The following is a 20,809-nucleotide window of genomic DNA, read 5'->3' as shown; positions in this document are numbered from 1 at the left end:
ATTTAACTAATTGATTAATGTTGTAATTAATGACAATGCATATGCTTTTGGTAATTGTATAGAAATACAAAATTAGTATCTTAATACGTTTTAATATAAGCAAAACTTTAATTAAGAGTATAAGTGATAGTAGAAAGTATTTAGTATAATTATTATGAATATAATCTATTATATTTTAGAATTTATTGATCTTTTTTATTATAATTTTTAGTTAATAATAAGATAATAATGCGGTGTAATATTGTTAATAGAACCATGAATATTCAGTAAATTATTATATTTAATCAGAAAATTATATAAAATATTTTGTAATTAATTGACAAATAAATTGAAATCAAGTACAATAATAACCGTATTATAGTTGTATAGTGGAAAAGACATAATACTAATGTGTATAGATGACCCCTCTCCCATATAATCATCTATACACACAAAAAAAGAAACAAGCAATTGTTTCTTTTTTTGTACATTTTTTTCTAAAAGTTCATAAAGTGTTCACATTTCTTGTATATTATAACACATGTCGTCAAGACAAGATAATATAATAGAGTATAGGTCACCCCCTTCTTCCCCAAGAATGACCTATACATTTAAGAAGGTGTTCCCCACGCCTTCTTTTATTTTTTTACAATAGTTGTTTGTTGTCTAAAGAGTAATTATATTATATAATGAAAATTTTTATATTTAATTACTGTGTATATAAATGATATATTTTATTAAAAATAGTATTGATATATCGTAGAATTAGTTTAAATATTTTTTGTGTTGTATTATAAATTAGATAAAAATGAGATATTTGATTGATAAAAAACACAATATTTATAATAATATAATATGTTAAATTTATTAATGAAAAATCAGATAAAGAGTTTAATAATTTATCTTACATATAATTGTGATAGTTACTTCTAAAATTATCTAGAATATAGATTATGATTGTGCTAAAATATGGCGTGAAGGGGTGATAGGATGTATCGAATTGGACAATCGATTGATATTCACCAGTTAGTCTCTGGAAGAAAGTTAATTTTAGGTGGTGTAGAAATAAATCATGAGTTAGGATTACTTGGCCATAGTGATGCTGATGTTTTATGTCATTCAATTATTGAAAGTATTATTGGAGCTTTAGGTTTGGGTGATATAGGCAAGCATTTTAGTGATACGGATGAACGATATCGAGGAATTAGTTCATTAGTATTGTTAGAAAAGACATATGAAATTATGGATGAACGAGGATATGAAATAAGTAATCTTGATGCAATTATTTTGATTGAAAAACCTAAAATGGCACCATATATCCAGAAAATGAAAGAAAATATTAGTGAAGTTTTAAAATGTGATATTGCTAATATTAATATTAAAGCAACACGTGGAGAAAAACTTGGTTTTATCGGTAATGAAGAGGGAGCCGTATCTCAATGTGTAGTTATGTTGAAAAAGAAAGGAATTTAAAATGAAAAAAGTAAGAGTAAGATATGCTCCTAGTCCTACTGGTCATTTACATATAGGTGGAGCTAGAACAGCATTATTTAATTATTTATTTGCAAAACATTATGATGGTGATTTTATTTTTAGATTAGAAGATACTGATATAGAAAGAAATATTGAAGGTGGTGAAGCTAACCAATTAGATAATTTAGCATGGCTTGGAATTGTTCCTGATGAGTCACCATTAAATCCTAAAGATGAATACGCACCATATCGACAAATGGAGCGATTAGATATTTATCGTAAATATACGCAAGAATTACTAGATCGTGGATTAGCATATAAATGTTTTTGTACACCTGAAGAATTAGAAGCTGAACATGATCGCCAAGTAAATGCTGGAATTGCACCGATGTATAACCGCAAATGTCGAGATTTATCACCAGAAGAAGTAGCTAAAAAAGAAGCTGCTGGTATTCCATATACTATTAGGATTAAAGTTCCTACTGGAAAGACTTATGAATTCGATGATATGATTCGTGGACATGTTTCATTTGAATCTGATGATATAGGTGATTGGGTTTTAGTTAAAGCAAATGGTATACCAACTTATAATTATGCAGTTGTTATAGATGATCATACAATGGATATTACACATGTATTTAGAGGTGAAGAACATTTAAGTAATACACCGAAACAATTAATGATTTATGATATGTTTGGATGGACTGCACCAACATATGGACATATGACATTGATCGTTAATGAACAAAGAAAAAAATTATCAAAACGTGATGAAAGTATTATGCAATTTGTTTCTCAATATAAAGAAGAGGGATATTTACCAGATGCAATGTTTAACTTTATGGCATTATTAGGGTGGTCTCCTGAAGGGGAACAAGAAATTTTTACTAAAGAAGAACTAATTAAGGAATTTAGTGAAAAGAGATTATCAAAGTCACCATCTATGTTTGATAAAGATAAATTAACATGGGTAAATAATCGATATATTAAAGAAAGATCATTAGAAGATATTGTAGCTTTATGTTTACCGTATTTAAAAGAAGCTTATGATTTATCTGATAAAAATGATGAATGGATTAATATGTTGGTTGCAACTTATCATGATCAATTATCTTATGGTAAAGAAATTGTTAAATTAGTTGATTTGTTTTTTAATGATGAGTTGAACTTAGATGATGAAGCTAAGGAATTTATGAAAGATGAAAGTATTCCTAATACATTAAAGGTGTTTAAGGAGCAGTTATTAGGGTTAAGTGATTTTAGTAAAGAAAATATACAAGCTTGTATAAAAGCAACACAAAAAGAGGCTAAAGTTAAAGGTAAAATGTTATATATGCCTTTACGAATTGCAACTACAGGTATTATGCATGGGCCTGATTTAGCAAGTTCAATCTGCTTATTAGGTAAAGAAAAAGTATTGTCAAGACTAGAACAGTTTTAAGCTGTTCTTTTTTGTAATAGTAAAATAAATAATAAAAATTAATGTTTTTATTTAAATGTGATTGATTTTTATAGTCAATAGGCATAATATAGTTCGTAAGCATTGATTAGCATAATAGAAGCATTTTGGTTATATAAATGTTATAATTGATCATAGGGAGGTGATGATATGAAAAATCGAATAATTGCAATTGTACTAGTGTTTTTTACTTTAATTAATACAGTTTTGATTGTTTGTTCATTTAATATCACACCTTTGACAATCAAACGGGATACTTTTATATACGAATATGGAAGTGAAATATCTACTGCACCACAAGATTATATAAATGCTAATGAAACAATTTTGTCGCAAGTTGTATTAAATTTTTCACAATTAAAAAATGAAGTAGGTAAATATAAGGTTTCTGCAGTATACTTAGGTGTAGAATATCCATTCTATATAAAAATTGTTGATACTACTAAACCTGTTGCTACATTAAAGGCGGTTACATTTAATGTGAAATTAAATACAAAAATTTATGCGATTGATCTAATTGAAGAAGTTGAAGATAACTCAGAATATAAAGCTTACTTTAAAGGTGAGGATGATGATAAAGAAGCATATAAAATATTTGATACAAAAGGATCATATGTAGAAAATATTATTGTTGAAGATAAATTTGGTAATCAGTCTGCGACACTAAGGGTAAAAATTGTTGCTGGCCAAAATGGAAATAATCCTACTTTGACCGGAATTGATAATATTGAAATTTTAAAAGGTAGTGATTTTGATGCTTTAGAAGGAGTTGAAGCAACTGATGGTAGTGGTAATAACATTACAAAGGATATTAAAATTTTAAAGAATAATGTTAATACTGATGAGGTTGGTGAATATGAAGTCATATATTCTATAACTAATGACAAAGGTCATACGTTACAAAGGACTAGAAGAGTAAAAGTTATTAAATCTAGAGGGTAAGGTGTTATATGGTAACAAATTTGATTATAATCATTTCAATAATTATATTTATAATTATAAATTTTGTAGATAAAAGTGATGATAAAATTTCTTTAGCTATTAAATATGGGGCTTTTTATATGCCAAGAATAGAGGTAAAAAAAGAATATTGGCGTTTTTTAACGGCTAATTTTGTACATGTTGATTTAATTCATATTTTTATGAATATTTATTGTATTTATTATTTAGGTGGAAAATTTTTTGAACCACTTTTAGGAACATGGCAATATATATATTTAGTTCTAATTAGCTGTCTTGCTTCTAGTGGAGCATGCTATTATCAAAGTAAAAAATTTATAAGTGCGTATAATACGATAACTTTAGGGGCAAGTGGTATTTTCTATGGATATTTAGGAGCAATGATAGCTTTAGGTTTTTTTGTTGGCGGTGGCTTTTATACAATATTACAGTCATATATGTATATTATAGTTATTAACCTGGCTTTTACTTTATTAAATAATCGTATTTCTAAATTTGGCCATTTGGGTGGTTTAATTGGTGGATTTTTAGCAATGACAATGCTGATTATATGTAAAAATTTATTCAATTAATTTATAAAAATGGTATATAATTTATTTTTATTTGAATGTTTTTTTAATTAATAGTTGGGTAGAATAAATATGTTAAATATATTTGACAAAATAACTATCTTTTAATAAACTTGTTGTTGATTGAGAGGTAGAAATATGACTTATAAATTAATTGCATTAGATTTAGATGGAACTTTAAAAAGTAGTAAAAAGCAAATTTTGCTTAAAACTAAAACTATACTTCAAGAATTGGCTAAGAAAGGAATTGTAATTGTTTTAGCATCTGGAAGGCCAACTGCAGGTATGTATAATGAGGCAAATGAATTAAAGTTAGATAAACTTGGAGGATATTTATTATCATTTAATGGCGCTAAAGTAATCAATTATCAAAATAAGAAAATTATTTATCAAAATGTATATGATGCAAGTATTGCTCATAATGTTTATGATCGTGCTAAAGAATTTAATTTAGCAGCAATGACTTATACTGATGAATTAATTCTTACAGAAGATGATTATGATGAATATGTACTTATTGAAAGTGATATAAACCATATGCCAATTAAGCACATAGATGATTTTAAAAAGACAGTTAATTTTTCTGTAAATAAAGTATTATTAACAGGAAAACCTGATTATGTTGAAAGTATATTGGATGATTTTAAAGTTCCGTTTGAAGATACTTTAAGTATTTATCGATCAACACCATTCTTTATTGAAGTAATGGGAAAAAATATTGATAAAGCTGCTTCTTTGCAAAGATTAATTGAACATCTTGGAATTAAACAAGATGAAGTAATTTGTTTTGGTGATGGTTATAATGATTTAACAATGATTAAATTTGCTGGTTTAGGAGTAGCAATGGCAAATTCGGTTGATGATGTAAAAAAATATGCTGATTATGTTACTTTATCTAATGATGAAGAAGGTATATATGAATGTTTAAAAATATTAAGTGAAAAGGGTGAGATATAGTGTTACCAAATGATATTAATATGTTAGTTAGTTTTTTAAACACTAAATTGCGCGATGATGATATGTCTTTAGAGCATTTGTTAGAGATAAATGATATAAATTTAAATGAGTTTATGACACGTTTAGATAGAAATGGATATTTTTTTGATGAAAATAATAATCAAATAAAAGCAAAATAGGACAGATCAATTAATTTGTCTTATTTTATTTTTTTATTATAAATGCTATAATGTTTTTTATTAAGGGGGTATTATAAAATGTTAAAATTAGAAGATTTTAAAGCTGCAAAAAAAAGAGTTGATGAGGTAATTGATGAAACAAGATTAATTCACAGTGAGGCATTTTCAAATGAATGTGGGAATGATGTTTATATAAAACCAGAAAACTTACAAAAAACAGGAGCTTTTAAAATTCGTGGGGCATATAATAAAATTATTAAATTAGATGATGATGCTAAAATGAAAGGTTTGATTGCTTCTTCAGCAGGAAATCATGCTCAGGGGGTAGCTTATGCGGCTAAAAAATTAGGAGTTAAAGCAACTATTTGTATGCCTGCACATACACCGCTAATAAAGGTAGAAGCAACAAAAGCTCATGGAGCTAAAGTTGTTTTACATGGAGAAGTTTATGATGAAGCATACGCAAAAGCTGTAGAACTTCAAAAAAAAGAGGGATATACATTTATTCATCCCTTTGATGATGAAGATATTATTGAAGGACAAGGAACTATTGCATTAGAAATTTTAGAAGAGTTACCTGATACTGATGTAATATTAGTACCAATTGGTGGCGGTGGTTTAATTGCAGGAATTGCTTGTGCAGCAAAACAAATTAATCCAAATGTAAAAATCTATGGTGTTGAACCAGAGGGAGCAGCTAGTGCACTTGCAGCAATTCATGAAGATCAGGTGGTTACTTTAGCAGAAGCTAATACGATTGCTGATGGAACGGCTGTTAAAACTATTGGTAGTAAAACTTTTGAATATATTAAAAAATATGTTGATGGAATTATTACAGTTAATGACTATGAATTAATGGATGCTTTTCTTTTATTAGTTGAAAAACATAAATTAGTAGCTGAAGGCTCAGGTATTTTATCTTTAGCTGGATTAAAGAAATTATATGAAAAAAATAAAAAGGTTGTTTCTCTAGTTAGTGGCGGAAATATTGATGTGTTAACGATTTCTTCTATGATTAATAAGGGGTTAATTTCTAGAGGAAGAATATTTACTTTTTCAGTACAATTACCAGATAAGCCTGGACAATTGGAATTAGTATCAAAAGTATTAAATCAGTGTAATGCTAATGTTATTGCTGTTGATCATAATCAATTTAAAAACTTTGCTCGTTTTTCAGAAGTAGAATTAAGAGTTACTGTGGAAACAAATGGAAATTCACATATTCAAACAATTATTGATGAATTTGCTAAATTAGGATATAATATTATAAAAATTAACTAATATAAAACCACTGCATCAAAACGATACAGTGGTTTTATACTAAATATACTACCAATATTTATTAGCAACAATATTTAAATCGACATTGCCAATAATTCCTTTAATACTACCGGTTTGACTATATTGTAAAATAGCATATTCTTCTTCTAATGTTGGTTTATCATTATAACGAGCTTTCCATTTTATGTATTTATCTAATTGTGGATCTGTAAGTTTAGTAGACCACCAATGATGATTTGCATAAATACCTTTTTTATTTTGATTAGGAATATTTTCTAAAAAAGTTGTAGCTACTGTAGTTAATTCATTATTTGTTAAATCACCCTGAAATTTCTCATCTTCTAAATCAAGAAATACACCTAGAGGGGGAATTTTATTATTTAATAGATTAGTTACAAAATTAGCTTCCTTTTTTGCTTGGTTTTCATCCCTAGCAAGTGAATAGTAATAAATTCCATAAGGAATAGATAATTCTTCACATTGTTTTAAATTTTGTTTAAAATATGGATCTTCTTTAGTTTTTTTACCGTCACTTAAAGAAGTATAACCACAGCGAATAATTACATAGTCTATTTCTTGGCTAGCTAATTGTAAATTTACTTCTTTGTTCCATTTGGATATATCAATTCCAATATATTTACCATCTGTAGATAATTTATCATTGTGACTGAAAATTGCAAAAGAAAAGAAAAATAAGCAAATTGATAATACTAACGAAATTATTTTGGTCAATTTTCGTTTATGTTTATTTAAAAAAATAAATAAATAAAAAAACATGATAACTAATAACATTACAATACTGTGATTCAAATAGTTAGGTAAATATTGTTTATAATAAAGCGAACAAGAAAATATTATGATGCTTAATGATAAAAAATAGAAAAATTTGTATTTCATATAAAATCTTCCTTTCTTTTTTATCATTTTAGCATAATTTTACAATTAATTATTTATTTTTTCTAATTCTTCTAATATTATATCTAATTTATTATGAAGGTCTTGAATAATAATTTCTGTTTTTAGATTTACTTTATAGTCATTTTCATTTCTTTGTCGATCAATTTGTTCTTGGCGATTTTGTGACATCATAATAATAGGCGCTTGAAGAGCAGATAAACAAGAAAGGATCAAATTTAATAGTATAAAAGGATAGGGGTCTAAACTATTTTTAGAAAATTGATTATAAATCATCCAACTAATTAATAAAATGACAAAGGTTATAATGAAATACCAACTGCCACCAAATTTAGCAATATTATCAGCAATTTTTTGTCCTCGAGTAATATTTTGGTGGTCATAATGTGAAATTTGTTTTTCAAGAACAAGATGAATGATTTCTTCATTTTGCATATCATCTTTAACGTTTTCAATAATTTCTTTGACTATGTTACTATTTGTTAAATTTTTCATTGGATCACCTTAATTTTAGTTTATCCAATGAGAATTTTTTTAATCTTTACATTTATTTTTTAATTACAAATAAAACTATTGAATTAAATAGTCTAATTATGTATAATACTATAGATAAATGAACGAAAGGAGAGATAATGATGTTAAAAAGTATTATTATTGAAAAAAATATCAATAATTTTTTTAATCGTTTTTATTTCTTTTATAGTTCTATTTTTTGTAACATATCATAATTGATATGTTTTTTTTAAGAAATATAAATGGAGGGATATTATGCCAAAAAGAGAAGATATTAATAAGGTATTAGTAATTGGTTCTGGACCAATTGTTATTGGTCAAGCTTGTGAGTTTGATTATTCAGGAACTCAAGCATGTAAAGCTTTAAAGAATTTAGGGTATGAAATTGTATTGGTTAATTCTAATCCAGCAACTATCATGACTGACCCTGAAACTGCTGATGTTACTTATATTGAACCATTAAATCTAAAAAGATTAACACAAATTATTGAAAAAGAAAGACCAGATGCACTTTTACCAAATTTAGGAGGTCAATCTGCATTAAATTTATGTTCTGAATTAAATCAAGCAGGAATTTTAGATAAATATAATGTAGAAGTATTAGGTGTGCATGTTGATGCGATTGAACGTGGTGAAGATCGTTTAGAGTTCAAGAAAGCAATGAATGAATTAGGGATTGAAATGGCTAGAAGTGAAGTTGCTGAAACTGTTGAAGAAGCTTTAGCAATTGCAGATAAATTAGGATATCCAGTAGTTGTACGCCCTGCTTATACTATGGGAGGTGCCGGAGGAGGACTTGTTTATAATGTTGAAGAATTAAAAACAATTGTTTCTCGTGGATTACAAGCTAGTTTAGTTAATCAATGTTTGATTGAAGAATCAATTTTAGGTTGGGAAGAGTTAGAAGTTGAAGTTGTTCGTGATGCTAATAACAATATGATTACAGTTTGCTTTATTGAAAATATCGATCCATTAGGTGTTCACACAGGTGATTCATTTTGTAGTGCGCCGATGTTGACAATTAGCCAAGAAGTACAAGATCGTTTAAAAGATCAAGCATTTAGAATTGTTGAGTCTATTGGTGTTATTGGTGGAACTAATGTTCAGTTTGCTCATGATCCAGTAAGTGATCGTATCGTTGTTATTGAAATTAATCCTAGAACTTCTCGTTCATCAGCATTAGCCTCAAAAGCAACAGGTTTTCCAATTGCGTTAGTATCGGCAATGTTGGCAGCAGGTTTAACAATGGAAGATATTCCTTGCGGTAAATATGGAACTCTAGATAAATATGTACCAGATGGTGATTATGTAGTAATTAAGTTTGCTCGTTGGGCTTTTGAAAAGTTTAAAGGAGCAGAAGATAAACTTGGTACTCAAATGAAAGCTGTTGGAGAAGTTATGAGTATCGGTAAAACATATAAAGAGGCTTTTCAAAAAGCTATTCGCTCATTAGAAATTGGGCGTTACGGATTAGGATATGCTAAAAACTTTAATGAATTATCAAAAGAAGAATTATTACATATGTTAGCAACTCCTACTAGCGAAAGACAATTTATTATGTACGAAGCATTGAGAAAAGGTGCTACTGTTGACGAAATTTATGAGTTAACACAAATTAAACATTATTTCATCGAACAAATGAAAGAATTAGTTGAAGAAGAAGAAAATATTAAATCATATAAAGGTAAAGAATTACCAGTAGATATATTAAAACAAGCTAAACAAAATGGATTTTCTGATAAATATTTAAGTCAAATTTTAGGTGTTGAAGAAAAGACAATTAGGGAAGAAAGATTGAATAATGGAATTAATCAAGCTTGGGAACCAGTTCATGTAAGTGGTACAGAAAATAATTCATATTATTATTCTACTTATAATGCACAAGATAATAGTGATATCCATCATGATAAAAAGAAAATTATGATTTTAGGCGGTGGACCAAATAGAATTGGTCAAGGGATTGAATTTGATTATTGCTGTGTACATGCAGCATTAGCATTAAAGAAATTAGGATTTGAAACAATTATTGTAAATTGTAATCCAGAAACTGTTTCTACTGATTATGATACTTCTGATAAATTATATTTTGAACCATTAACTTTAGAAGATGTTTTAAGTATTCATGAAAAAGAAAAACCAGTAGGTGTAATTGCTCAATTTGGTGGACAAACACCATTAAATTTAGCGGCTCAATTAAAAGAAAATGGAGTTAATATCTTAGGTACAACACCTGAGACAATTGATATGGCAGAAGATCGTGATTTATTCAATGAAATGATGGAAAAATTAGAAATTCCTATGCCTGAATCAGGAATGGCAGTTGATGTAGAAGAAGCATTAAATATTGCTAAAAGAATAGGGTATCCATTAATGGTAAGACCTTCATATGTATTAGGTGGACGTGGAATGGAAGTTGTTTATGATGATGAAAGTCTTAAACAATATATGAAAGCAGCAGTAGGGGTAACACCTGATCGTCCGATTTTAATTGACCGTTTCTTAAATAATGCTATGGAATGTGAAGCTGATGCTATTAGTGATGGTGAGAATGTATTTGTTCCTGCAGTTATGGAACATATCGAATTAGCGGGCATTCATTCTGGAGATTCAGCATGTATCTTACCATCTAAACATATTTCTATTCGTCATTTGGAAACAATTAAAGAATATACTAAAAAAATTGCAAAAGAAATGAATGTTCGTGGTTTAATGAACATGCAATATGCAATTGCAGATAATAAAGTATATGTATTAGAAGCTAATCCAAGAGCATCTAGAACAGTTCCTTTAGTATCTAAAGTATGTAATATTAATATGGTTAAGATTGCTACTGATATTATTACTAAAGAATTAACTGGACGTCCTTCACCAGTGCCAAATTTAAAAGAAAAGAAAATACCACATATTGGAGTTAAACAAGCTGTATTCCCATTTAATATGTTCCCAGAAGTAGATCCAATTTTAGGACCTGAAATGCGTTCAACAGGAGAAGTTTTAGGACTTGCTAGTTCATATGGTGCAGCTTTATATAAAGCTGAAGAAGGTGCGAAAACTATTTTGCCAACAGAAGGTAAAGTATTAATTAGCGTTAGCGATTTAGATAAACCTGAAGTTGTTGAATTAGCACAAGGATATTATGATGCTGGATTTACAATTGTTGCAACTGGTAAAACATATGAATTAATTAAAGAAAATGGTGTACCAGTTGAAAAAATTAAAAAAATTCATGAAGGAAGACCAAATATAACAGATGCTCTTACAAATGGAGAATTAGCATTAATTATTAATACTCCAAATGGTAAACAAAGTGTTCATGATGATAGTTATATTCGTAAATCAGCAATTAAAATGAAAATACCATATATGACTAATATTGCAGCTGCAAAAGCTTCATTAGAAGGTATTATGGAAATGAAAATTCATGGTAGTCATGAAGTTAAATCTTTACAAGAATATCATGCTGGAATTAAATAATATATAAGTAAGTAAAATAATGGAAGAATTAAAATTTTGAAATTATCAACAATTTTAATTCTTCCTTTTTATTTTTATCTATGATATAGAGTAGAGGTTAAGATATTTTTGAAATAAAAGCAGATAGAATTTCTATCTGCTTTTATTATTTCATAAATAAATTGATAAACCGTTCATTATGTTCTAATATATTAAATATTAAAGAACCAATTATTAATACAAATAACTCACCGGTAGCAACATACAATGCATTAATTAGATAAGGTATTTGGTAAGTATACCATAATTCTCCACCTATTATTATGCCTGTAATTATTGCGCCAATAAATGCTGCTAAATATTTATTATTTACTTTATACATAGCCAAACATACAAGTATTGTACTAATTGTTCCAAATATAATGTCTAACATTCCAAATGGTGAAAACATATTAGCAATAACACATCCGATAGTTAATCCAGGTATGTAATTTTTATTGTAGAAGGCTAAGAAAACAATAATTTCAGATAACCTAAATTGAATTTGTGAATATGCAATAGGTGAGATTGCTAATGTAAGTATGGCATATATTCCCGCGACCATAGCATTAATAACAATCATTCTTGCTGAAATATTTTTTTTCATCAATTATAGTTCCTTTCTTCATATTATTTTCACTTATATGTCACCTCATTGAAAACATGATTATTATATATGATTTCATTTTAGATGACTAGCCTAAAATTAATATAATCAGATTTTATTTAACGGAATATTATATTATCTAATTATAAATTTAATATGAACAGTAAAATATTTGTAAATAATTATTTTGTATAAATTAACAAAATTTGTACTTTTTAGCAAAAAATAGATATATTATTATATTTGGTCGATTAATACTATATAAAGTAATATTAATATTTAGAAAATATGGAATAAAAGAAATATAACATAATATAAATGTTATGTAATTACGATTTAGCCGGTGAACTAATTAGCATATCAGTAAATTAAAATTACTAATATGCTAAAAATAGTAGTTTTTTAAAAAAAATGCAAATTTTATTATACATTATTCAAAAAAAGATTATAATTAAATTGTTGGTGAGGTATGCTCAATAATTATTATTACTATGATTAGCAATATATAAACTAGTTTTTTACAAATAGAATTTATTAAAAATACGATTATTACATGATTTTAAGATTTTAAACAAATTTAATTGCTTAAAATGATAAAAACATGAATAAAAAGTATAAAGACTATAAGGTTATATATTGCTAAAATAAATGGTGTAAGATTAAAGGGCTTACAATTAGGTCAAGTGAAGGGAGGAATTTATATGCCTAATATAGTTCTAACAAGAATCGATGAACGTTTGATTCATGGTCAAGTAGCCACTCAATGGTCTGGGGTTGTTGGTGCAAATTTATTATTAGTTGCCAACGATAAAGTTGCAACTGACACTTTTAGACAAGGGTTAATGGACATGGCAGCACCAAGTTATGCTCAAACACGCTATTGGACAATTGAAAAAACAATCAATACGATTCATAAGGCAGCTGATCGCCAAATGATTTTTATCATTTGTGATAACCCTCATGACGTTTTAAAATTAGTTGAAGGTGGAGTACCAATCAAAAAAGTAAATATTGGTAATATGCACATGGCTGAAGGTAAACGTCAAGTAGCTACATCTGTTGCGGTAAATGATGAAGATGTAGCAGCCTTTAAAAAGTTGATGGATTTAGGAGTGGAATTGGAAATTAAACGTGTTCCAGACACACCTGCAGAAAGCATCGACAAATTATTTAAATAGGAAAGGGATCTGTTTAAACAGATAAGTGAAAGGAGAAAAAACATGGATGTAAACATTATCCAAGCGTTATTGGTTTTTATCGTTGCATTTATTATGGGTATTGACCAATTCAGTTTCTTGGAATCATTGTATCAACCAATTGTGACTTGTCCTATCATTGGAGCAATCCTAGGTGATTTCCAATTAGGTGTTGTAGTTGGTGGGGCATACCAATTAATTCAAATTGGTAGTATGCCAATCGGTGGTGCTCAACCACCAAATGCTATCTTAGGTGGAATTATGGCAACAGTTTTCGCAGTTTCTTTAAATATGGAAGCAACTGCTGACGGTGTAGGTGCAGCAATGGGGTTAGCTATTCCATTTGCAGTATTTGGACAATATGCTGTAACTTTAACATTTACAATTGCATCAGGATTTATGGCTAAAGCTGATGAATGTGCAGCTAATGCTGATGTAAAAGGTATTCGTAACATTAACTTACTTGAAATGGCTATTTTAGGTACATTATTCGGTATTTTAGCAGTTGCTGGTTTATATGGTGGAACTGCTTTAGGAGATGTTTTAAAAGAATTCTCTTATGATTATTCATGGGTAATGGCTGGATTAGATGCAGCTGGTGGAGCTATGAAATTCGTAGGATTCGCTATCTTGATGAAAGTTATGATGTCAGGAGAAATGTGGGGATTCTTACTTGCAGGTTTCGCTATGTCAGTAATTTGTAGTGCAAATCCATCAACTTCTGGTGCAACATTGTTATTATGTGCTTTTGTTGGTGCAGCAATCGCTATTTACGATTTCTTAATTCATACAAAAATTAAATCAAATGTAGGTACAAATACAGGAGGTGAGTCTGATGGCATATAATATCCCTGAAAAATATCAAGATTTAACACCAGCTCCTACGTTGGATAAAAAGACTCTAAACAAAATGGTTTGGATGTCATGTTTCTTACAAGCATCATTCAACTATGAAAGAATGCAAGCATGTGGTTGGTTATGGGGAATGTTACCTGGTCTTCAAAAAATTCATACAAATAAAGAAGATTTAAAGGCGTCAATGGCTCATAACTTAGACTTCTTAAATACTCACCCATTCTTAGTAACATTTGTTATGGGGATTGTACTATCACTTGAACAAAATAAAGCTGATACAAGCACAATTCGTTCAGTACGTATTTCTGCAGCTGGTCCATTAGGTGGTATCGGTGATGCATTATTCTGGTTAACTTTAGTACCAATCACTGCAGGGTTAACTGCTAATATTGCAATGGATGGTTCATTCATTGGAGCAATTTTATTCTTATTAATTTTCAACGTATTCCAATTTGTAATTCGTTGGTGGTTAATGCACTGGTCTTATGGATTAGGAACAAAAGCAGTTACTATGCTTACTTCTAATGCAAAAGAATTTACTCGTGCAGCAAGTATATTAGGTATTTTCGTTGTTGGTGGTTTAATTGCTAACTATGGTAATACAACTTTACGTTTATATGTAGGAGATCCTGCAATCAATATTCAAGGATTATTAGATGGTATTTTACCAAAATTATTACCATTATTAATTACATTAGGTCTTTATGCTTTAATTAAAAAAGGATGGACTCCAGTTAAATGTATCTTATTAATTCTTGTTGTTGGTATTGTTGGATGTGCATTCGGTATCTTTACTGGTGATTCTAAAGCTATGGATGCTGAAGGTAATACTATTCCTGGAGGATATACTCCACTTGTTGAATGGTATGAATATCCTACTGAAACAGCAGAATAAAAATCTGATGTTTTAAATAACAAATTAAGGGGTTATGGTTCTTATTGGATCGTAGCCCTTTGTTTTTATAAGGAGTGATTTAATAAGATGAATTCAATTACTATGGCAATTATTTTTATGTTATTTATTGGCTTTTTTATCTTTCAAATAATAAAGAAATTTTTGCTTAATAATTTAGATAAGTCAATTAATAAAAAAGATTATGCGCTTACTGTAACATTAAGTGATATGTCGCTTGCAAGAAGATTTTTAGGAGATTATACTTGTGATCTATATAAAGCAAAAGCATATTATTTAGATAAAAATGTTGATAAATTTGACGAAATGCTTGAACATATTATCAGTACTGAATATAAAAATCCTGAGGATAAGAAATCATTTTTATTATTATATTATCATACCTTTATTTTGAAAGAGAATAAAAAATACACAGATTTAATTTTAAATGAGTTAAAAAAATATTCTGATGAAAATTTCATAAAATATAATCAACAAGCTTATGAAGTTATGATTAATAAACGTAATGATTTAATAGAAGAAATGGATAACCAAATTGATTCTAAAAAGTTTTATGGTTTTTCTTTAGGTGTTATTTTATACATGATTGCAATTCAATATGAACGCATTGGTGATTTAAAACATGCGTTTACATATTTTAGAGATTGCATTGTATGTTTTAGTCCAAATGAAAAATATGTTGCCTTAGCAAAAAAGAAAATTGCTGAATTAGAAAGAAATATAATAATGGTGGAGGAATAAAATGAAATTTAAAGGAGTAATTTTTGATTTTAATGGAACCTTGTTTTATGATACGCCATTTCATAATACTGCATGGCAAAGAATGGTTAAAGAGTTAACAGGTAGTGATTTAGACGATGATTTGCGAGTTAAGATGCATGGAAAAAATAATCGAGATATTTTACACTGTATTAATAAAAACATTAGTGACGAAGATATTATTAGCTATTCTAAGCGTAAAGAAGCAATATATAGAGATATTTGTTTAGAAAATCCAGATAAACTACATTTAGTAAATGGTGCAATCGAGCTATTTAATTATTTAAAAGAGCATAATATTCCTTTTACAATTGCAAGTGCTTCAATAAAAGAAAATATTGATTTTTTTGTAAAGACCTTTAATTTAAATAGGTGGTTTGATCTTAATAAAATTGTTTATGATGATGGAAGTCATAATAATAAAATAAGTATGTTTAATAAAGCTGCAAAATTAATTGATGTTGATATCAATGAGTGTATTATTTTTGAAGATAGTAAATCTGGAATAGGTTTTGCTAAAGAAGTTAGTGCAGGAATGGTAGTTGGGATAGGAAATAATTTTAATGATTTAATTAGCTATGGAGCTGATTGTTGTATTAATGATTTTACTGAATTTGAATGTGAAAAGTATTTGTAAAGAGAAAGGGTATAACGCCTAAGAAATTTGGACGTTATACCCTCTTTTTAATAGTTTTTTGAGATTATTTAAGAATTCATGATAATATTAAAAATAAAGATAATAATTATAGTGAAATAAAATTTAAACTTAAATAAATTTTAGATATTTAATTTATGAGATTTTACGAGACTTTTTAATTATTTCTTTTCAATGTTTTGTATACTATATCTAGATGCTTTTACTATAACACCTTTACTAATTTCTACATCAATTGTCTCATCGTTATTTATTTTCATAACACGACCATATAAACCACCTGCAAAAAGTATTTTACTTCCAACTTTTAATGCAGTATGAACATCACTTACTTCTTGACGACGTTTTTTCATGTTGCGAGCTGAAATTATCATAATTATAATTCCAGTTGCAGCAAGTAAAACACCTACAGTGATACAAGTCCATAAAATGACTTCCCAATTCATTTTTTAAATTCCATCCTCATCTTCTGCTTCTTCTTTATGAGCAGTAAAAGTGAATTTAACAATGCTGTCTTTACCAGTAGAAAGTCCCATATTTGTTAATGTTTCCAATGAGTCAATAAAATCTTTTGCCATTGATAATTCAATAATCATTGGTAAATTTGCACCACCAATAACTTCCATTGGTTTATCATCTTTTACAGACAATTCTACAGAAGTCTTAAATGGTGAACCGCCAGTTAAGTCACATAAGAATAAAATTCCATCTGCATTTGATAAAGAATCGATAGCTGTAGATAATTTAGCTGTTAAATCTTCAACGCTATCTTTTTCTTCAAAATCAACAAAGCACATATTTTCTTTGTCCCCAGCAATCAATCTTAATGAAGATTGTAAGCCACTTGCAAAGTTTCCATGTCCAGTTACAATTAATCCTAACATATTTTCTATTCTCCTTTACTATATGGGTATAATGTTACACCTTTTACAACACGATTTACTTCTCCAGTTGGACAAGGGTTATCAGGTGTTTTACCCATTGCTAATGATTTTAATACAGCAACAGTTTGAGCTAAGATGATGTAATCAAAACCAAGTAATATATTATCAAATTTTCCGTCAATGTCAAATTCTACAACATAATCAACTAATTCTTTAATTTCATCACATTTTCCATTCATTACAGCAACGATTTTATTACCTTTTCTTTGACCGCTCATTTCTTTGATTAGATCAACTTCATATTGACGAGAATATGCATTATCGCTGATATAAATTACTGTTAATGTATCGTCATCAACAATTGATTTAGGTCCATGTCTAAATCCTAAAGGAGTATCATACATTGTTACAACTTCACCAGCTGTTAATTCTAACATTTTTAATGCTGATTCTTGAGAAATTCCTTTCAACGCATTGCTTCCTAAATATACAATACGTTTGAAATCATAGCTATCAACAATTTCTTTAGCAATACTATATTGATTGTCTAAGAAATTTTGTCCAGCAGCAATAATTTTTTCTACATCACTAATAGCTTCATCAAGGTTATCTAAGTTAAAGCATAAATATGTTGCCAAATACATATTAGAAAAACTTGAAGTCATTGCAAATGATTGGTCATGAGTTTCATCTGTTAAATTGATTGCAAAACAATGATCATTGTTGTTTGCTCTTTTTGATAAAGCACCATCTTTATTGCATGTTACAAATAAATGATATAAATTGTCACAAACTTCTTCAGCAACATCAATAGCACCGATAGATTCTGGAGAATTACCTGATCTACCAAAACTAATTAATAATGTTGGTTTAGTTCTTGATAAATAATTTTCAGGTGTTGCAACTAAATCAGTTGTTCCGTATGATTTTACTTTATAATTTAATTTTTTGTTTAAATAAGAAAATAATGTATTTCCTACAAATTCACTTGTTCCAGCTCCAGTTAAAATGATATCGTAATCATCTTGGGCAGTTACTTGATTAATAAATGCTTTTAATTCATCTTTTAATTCAGCAATTTGTTGACAAGTTTTTTTCCATGTAACAGGTTGTTGATAAATTTCAGTTAGAGTATATGTACTCTTTGTTTCACTCATTTGAGCTTCATTAATATCAAAAATAGTTTTTGTCATCTTTCTTCTCCTTTTTCTTCTTTTTATATTATTACAGTCACATTATAACAAGCAAATTTAAATAAACAATACCTTAACTAAAAGTGATAATTAGTTTGTTGAAAATTATAAATATTAAAATGTCTACCATTTATATTAAAAATTATACATAATGTTTGCAATAACATGATATAATGTGTATGGTAAGAAAAAGAAATTGAAGATATAACTTCAAAAATTAAACAGGAGGCAAATAGAATGATTATTCAAAGTAAAAAAATTTGGTTAGCAGATCAATTTGTTGCAGGACAAATTGAAATTGTTGATGGTAAAATTGTTGGAATTTATGATTATGATGAAAAAGAAGTAGATAAAGATTATGGTGATAATAGAGTATTACCAGGATTTATTGATATTCATTGTCACGGAGCTTATGGTTTTGATACAAATGATGCTAAAGAAGATGGTTTAAGATATTGGCTTAGAAATATTGTTAATGAAGGGGTTACTGCATTACTTCCTACAACAATTACTCAAAGTGAGGAAGTATTAACTAATGCAGTAGCAAATGTTGCTAAAGTTGTAGAAAAAGGATATGAAGGTGCAGAAGTACTAGGTATTCACTTTGAAGGTCCATATCTTGATATGGTATATAAAGGAGCGCAACCAGAACAACATATTGTTAAACCTACAATTGAACAATTCAAAAAATATCAAAAAGCAGCTAATGGTTTAATTAAATATATTACTATGGCTACTGAAACAGATGAAGATTTTGCACTTACTAGATATTGTGCGGAAAATGGAGTAGTTGTAAGTATTGGACATTCAGCTGCTACTTATGAACAAGCAGTTAGGGCATATGCTTATGGAGCACGTTCAATGACACATGTTTATAATGGAATGACTGCATTTAATCATCGTGCTAACGGATTAGTAGGTGGTGCATATAGAATCAGAAATATGTATGGTGAAATTATTTGTGATGGAAATCACTCTACATTAGCAGCGCTAAACAATTATTTCACTTCTAAAGGACCAAACTATAGTATTATGGTATCTGATGCATTAATGGCAAAGGGATCACCAGTTGGCTCTAAATTTATTTTTGGTGGAAATGAAATTGAAATTTATCCTGATGGAAGTGCACATTTAACTAGTACAGGTGGTTTAGCTGGTTCTACATTAAAATTAAATCAAGGTTTGAAAATTTTAATTGAAGAGGCTTTGGTTCCAGTAAATACAGCAATTAATTCATGTACAATTAATCCAGCAAGATGTTTAAAAGTTGATGATCATAAAGGTGCAATCGGTGTTGGATATGATGGAGATTTAGTTGTTTTAGATAGAGATTACGAAGTAATTCAAACATATTGTAAAGGAAAAGAAATGATTGATGGCACAAAATAAACAAAAGAAAGTAGATAAAAAGAGTAATAATATTTCAGGAAGAAATATTTATTTAGATCGCCAAGGACAAACTGTTTATTATGATCCAATTAGTAAGTGTGGATATATTATTGATAAAAAAGTTGAAGGAAAATTCTTTGTATATAAAAATCGTTTTGTATTAATTTTAATGATAATGATCTTATTTTCTGAGTATTTTCCAAGTTGGAAAGAAGTAGTAATTACTGGTATTGCTATTTATTTATTGGCAGAAATATTATTCAGATTTAAATTTTTACGTAGTTTAAGACAGACAACTAAGTTTAATCGTGAAAAACGACAAACGATGTTGAAATCAATTATCGAATCTAAAGATATTAAAAAAGCAATCCTAAGAATAATTTTATACTTAGCATTTGCTATTTTGGTTATTTTAAACGCTATAACTATGAAAGCAGATATTGCTATTTTATTAGTTAGTATACTTTTAAGTATTATGGCAATGTATTGTGTAATTGTAAATGTTATTGCATGTATAAAAATGAAATAATATTTAGTTAAAACAAATATAGAACTGATATATTTACATGTTGATATATCAG

At 28.2% G+C, this 20,809-nt stretch carries 21 protein-coding genes; 15 read left to right on the top strand and 6 right to left on the bottom strand.

Annotation, left to right across the window (positions count from 1 at the left end; translation table 11 throughout):
• Positions 1-969: 969 nt before the first annotated feature.
• The 7 genes from ispF to ilvA all read left to right on the top strand — a co-directional run bounded on the left by ispF (position 970) and on the right by ilvA (position 6,857).
• Complete coding sequence (ispF, locus tag NQ543_RS10865) at positions 970-1,452, top strand: 2-C-methyl-D-erythritol 2,4-cyclodiphosphate synthase (RefSeq protein WP_004609351.1); 483 nt, start codon at positions 970-972, stop codon at positions 1,450-1,452.
• A 1-nt stretch (position 1,453) separates the two neighbouring features.
• Positions 1,454-2,893 (top strand): glutamate--tRNA ligase, encoded by a 1,440-nt coding sequence (gene gltX, locus NQ543_RS10860; protein WP_004609352.1) that lies wholly within the window; start codon positions 1,454-1,456, stop codon positions 2,891-2,893.
• A 168-nt stretch (positions 2,894-3,061) separates the two neighbouring features.
• On the top strand, positions 3,062-3,853 hold the full coding sequence (locus NQ543_RS10855; protein WP_004609353.1) for an immunoglobulin-like domain-containing protein: 792 nt from the start codon (positions 3,062-3,064) through the stop codon (positions 3,851-3,853).
• Positions 3,854-3,861: 8 nt separating this feature from the next.
• Entirely contained in the window at positions 3,862-4,443 is a 582-nt protein-coding gene (locus tag NQ543_RS10850; protein WP_004609354.1) for a rhomboid family intramembrane serine protease, read from the top strand.
• Positions 4,444-4,578: 135 nt separating this feature from the next.
• A complete protein-coding gene (locus NQ543_RS10845) occupies positions 4,579-5,397 on the top strand; it encodes a Cof-type HAD-IIB family hydrolase (protein WP_004609355.1) in 819 nt (272 codons plus the stop codon).
• Positions 5,397-5,576, top strand: a complete 180-nt coding sequence (locus NQ543_RS10840; protein ID WP_004609356.1) for a DUF4250 domain-containing protein — start codon at positions 5,397-5,399, stop codon at positions 5,574-5,576. Before NQ543_RS10845 ends, NQ543_RS10840 begins: the two co-directional genes overlap by 1 nt.
• A 78-nt stretch (positions 5,577-5,654) precedes the next feature.
• Positions 5,655-6,857: a threonine ammonia-lyase gene (ilvA, locus tag NQ543_RS10835; RefSeq protein ID WP_004609357.1), complete on the top strand. Its 1,203-nt coding sequence runs from the start codon at positions 5,655-5,657 to the stop codon at positions 6,855-6,857.
• Positions 6,858-6,905: 48 nt separating this feature from the next.
• Here ilvA and NQ543_RS10830 read toward each other — a convergent pair whose 3' ends face one another.
• Positions 6,906-7,754, bottom strand: a complete 849-nt coding sequence (locus NQ543_RS10830) for a glycoside hydrolase family 25 protein (protein ID WP_244942724.1) — start codon at positions 7,752-7,754, stop codon at positions 6,906-6,908.
• 45 nt (positions 7,755-7,799) lie between these two features.
• On the bottom strand, positions 7,800-8,267 hold the full coding sequence (locus tag NQ543_RS10825) for a DUF1003 domain-containing protein (protein ID WP_004609359.1): 468 nt from the start codon (positions 8,265-8,267) through the stop codon (positions 7,800-7,802).
• Between the two features lie 273 nt (positions 8,268-8,540).
• On the opposite strand from NQ543_RS10825, the gene carB reads away from it, so the two are divergent.
• A complete protein-coding gene (gene carB / locus NQ543_RS10820) occupies positions 8,541-11,759 on the top strand; it encodes a carbamoyl-phosphate synthase large subunit (RefSeq protein ID WP_004609360.1) in 3,219 nt (1,072 codons plus the stop codon).
• Between the two features lie 145 nt (positions 11,760-11,904).
• Here the strand turns inward: carB and NQ543_RS10815 are convergent, their stop codons facing one another.
• The gene (locus tag NQ543_RS10815) at positions 11,905-12,384 is read right to left on the bottom strand and encodes a QueT transporter family protein (protein WP_004609361.1); all 480 of its coding nucleotides are present in this window, start codon (positions 12,382-12,384) and stop codon (positions 11,905-11,907) included.
• A gap of 701 nt (positions 12,385-13,085) precedes the next feature.
• Here NQ543_RS10815 and agaV point away from each other — a divergent pair.
• The 5 genes from agaV to NQ543_RS10790 all read left to right on the top strand — a co-directional run bounded on the left by agaV (position 13,086) and on the right by NQ543_RS10790 (position 16,744).
• Complete coding sequence (gene agaV, locus NQ543_RS10810) at positions 13,086-13,562, top strand: PTS N-acetylgalactosamine transporter subunit IIB (RefSeq protein ID WP_004609362.1); 477 nt, start codon at positions 13,086-13,088, stop codon at positions 13,560-13,562.
• A 42-nt stretch (positions 13,563-13,604) separates the two neighbouring features.
• Positions 13,605-14,426 carry a PTS mannose/fructose/sorbose/N-acetylgalactosamine transporter subunit IIC gene (locus tag NQ543_RS10805; RefSeq protein WP_004609363.1) on the top strand — a complete coding sequence of 274 codons (822 nt, stop codon included), beginning with the start codon at positions 13,605-13,607 and terminating at the stop codon, positions 14,424-14,426.
• Complete coding sequence (locus NQ543_RS10800; RefSeq protein ID WP_004609364.1) at positions 14,416-15,330, top strand: PTS system mannose/fructose/sorbose family transporter subunit IID; 915 nt, start codon at positions 14,416-14,418, stop codon at positions 15,328-15,330. Before NQ543_RS10805 ends, NQ543_RS10800 begins: the two co-directional genes overlap by 11 nt.
• A gap of 87 nt (positions 15,331-15,417) precedes the next feature.
• Positions 15,418-16,089, top strand: a complete 672-nt coding sequence (locus NQ543_RS10795; protein ID WP_004609365.1) for a hypothetical protein — start codon at positions 15,418-15,420, stop codon at positions 16,087-16,089.
• A 1-nt stretch (position 16,090) separates the two neighbouring features.
• Positions 16,091-16,744, top strand: a complete 654-nt coding sequence (locus NQ543_RS10790; RefSeq protein ID WP_004609366.1) for an HAD family hydrolase — start codon at positions 16,091-16,093, stop codon at positions 16,742-16,744.
• 179 nt (positions 16,745-16,923) lie between these two features.
• Here the strand turns inward: NQ543_RS10790 and yajC are convergent, their stop codons facing one another.
• The 3 genes from yajC to NQ543_RS10775 are packed head-to-tail and all read right to left on the bottom strand — an operon-like array spanning position 16,924 to position 18,839.
• Positions 16,924-17,208: a preprotein translocase subunit YajC gene (gene yajC, locus NQ543_RS10785; RefSeq protein WP_004609367.1), complete on the bottom strand. Its 285-nt coding sequence runs from the start codon at positions 17,206-17,208 to the stop codon at positions 16,924-16,926.
• A gap of 3 nt (positions 17,209-17,211) precedes the next feature.
• Positions 17,212-17,646, bottom strand: coding sequence for a PTS galactosamine/N-acetylgalactosamine transporter subunit IIA (gene agaF, locus NQ543_RS10780; RefSeq protein WP_004609368.1), 435 nt, complete (start codon positions 17,644-17,646; stop codon positions 17,212-17,214).
• 5 nt (positions 17,647-17,651) lie between these two features.
• Positions 17,652-18,839: an SIS domain-containing protein gene (locus NQ543_RS10775; RefSeq protein ID WP_004609369.1), complete on the bottom strand. Its 1,188-nt coding sequence runs from the start codon at positions 18,837-18,839 to the stop codon at positions 17,652-17,654.
• A 237-nt stretch (positions 18,840-19,076) separates the two neighbouring features.
• Here NQ543_RS10775 and nagA point away from each other — a divergent pair, with 237 nt between their 5' ends.
• Both nagA and NQ543_RS10765 read left to right on the top strand, forming a co-directional pair.
• Positions 19,077-20,228, top strand: coding sequence for an N-acetylglucosamine-6-phosphate deacetylase (nagA, locus tag NQ543_RS10770; RefSeq protein WP_004609370.1), 1,152 nt, complete (start codon positions 19,077-19,079; stop codon positions 20,226-20,228).
• On the top strand, positions 20,215-20,757 hold the full coding sequence (locus NQ543_RS10765) for a hypothetical protein (protein ID WP_004609371.1): 543 nt from the start codon (positions 20,215-20,217) through the stop codon (positions 20,755-20,757). Before nagA ends, NQ543_RS10765 begins: the two co-directional genes overlap by 14 nt.
• The last annotated feature ends 52 nt before the right edge of the window (positions 20,758-20,809 follow it).

Source organism: Thomasclavelia spiroformis DSM 1552 (assembly GCF_025149465.1).
Taxonomy (GTDB): domain Bacteria; phylum Bacillota_I; class Bacilli_A; order Erysipelotrichales; family Coprobacillaceae; genus Thomasclavelia; species Thomasclavelia spiroformis.
This window is presented reverse-complemented; position numbering and strand designations above follow the sequence as displayed.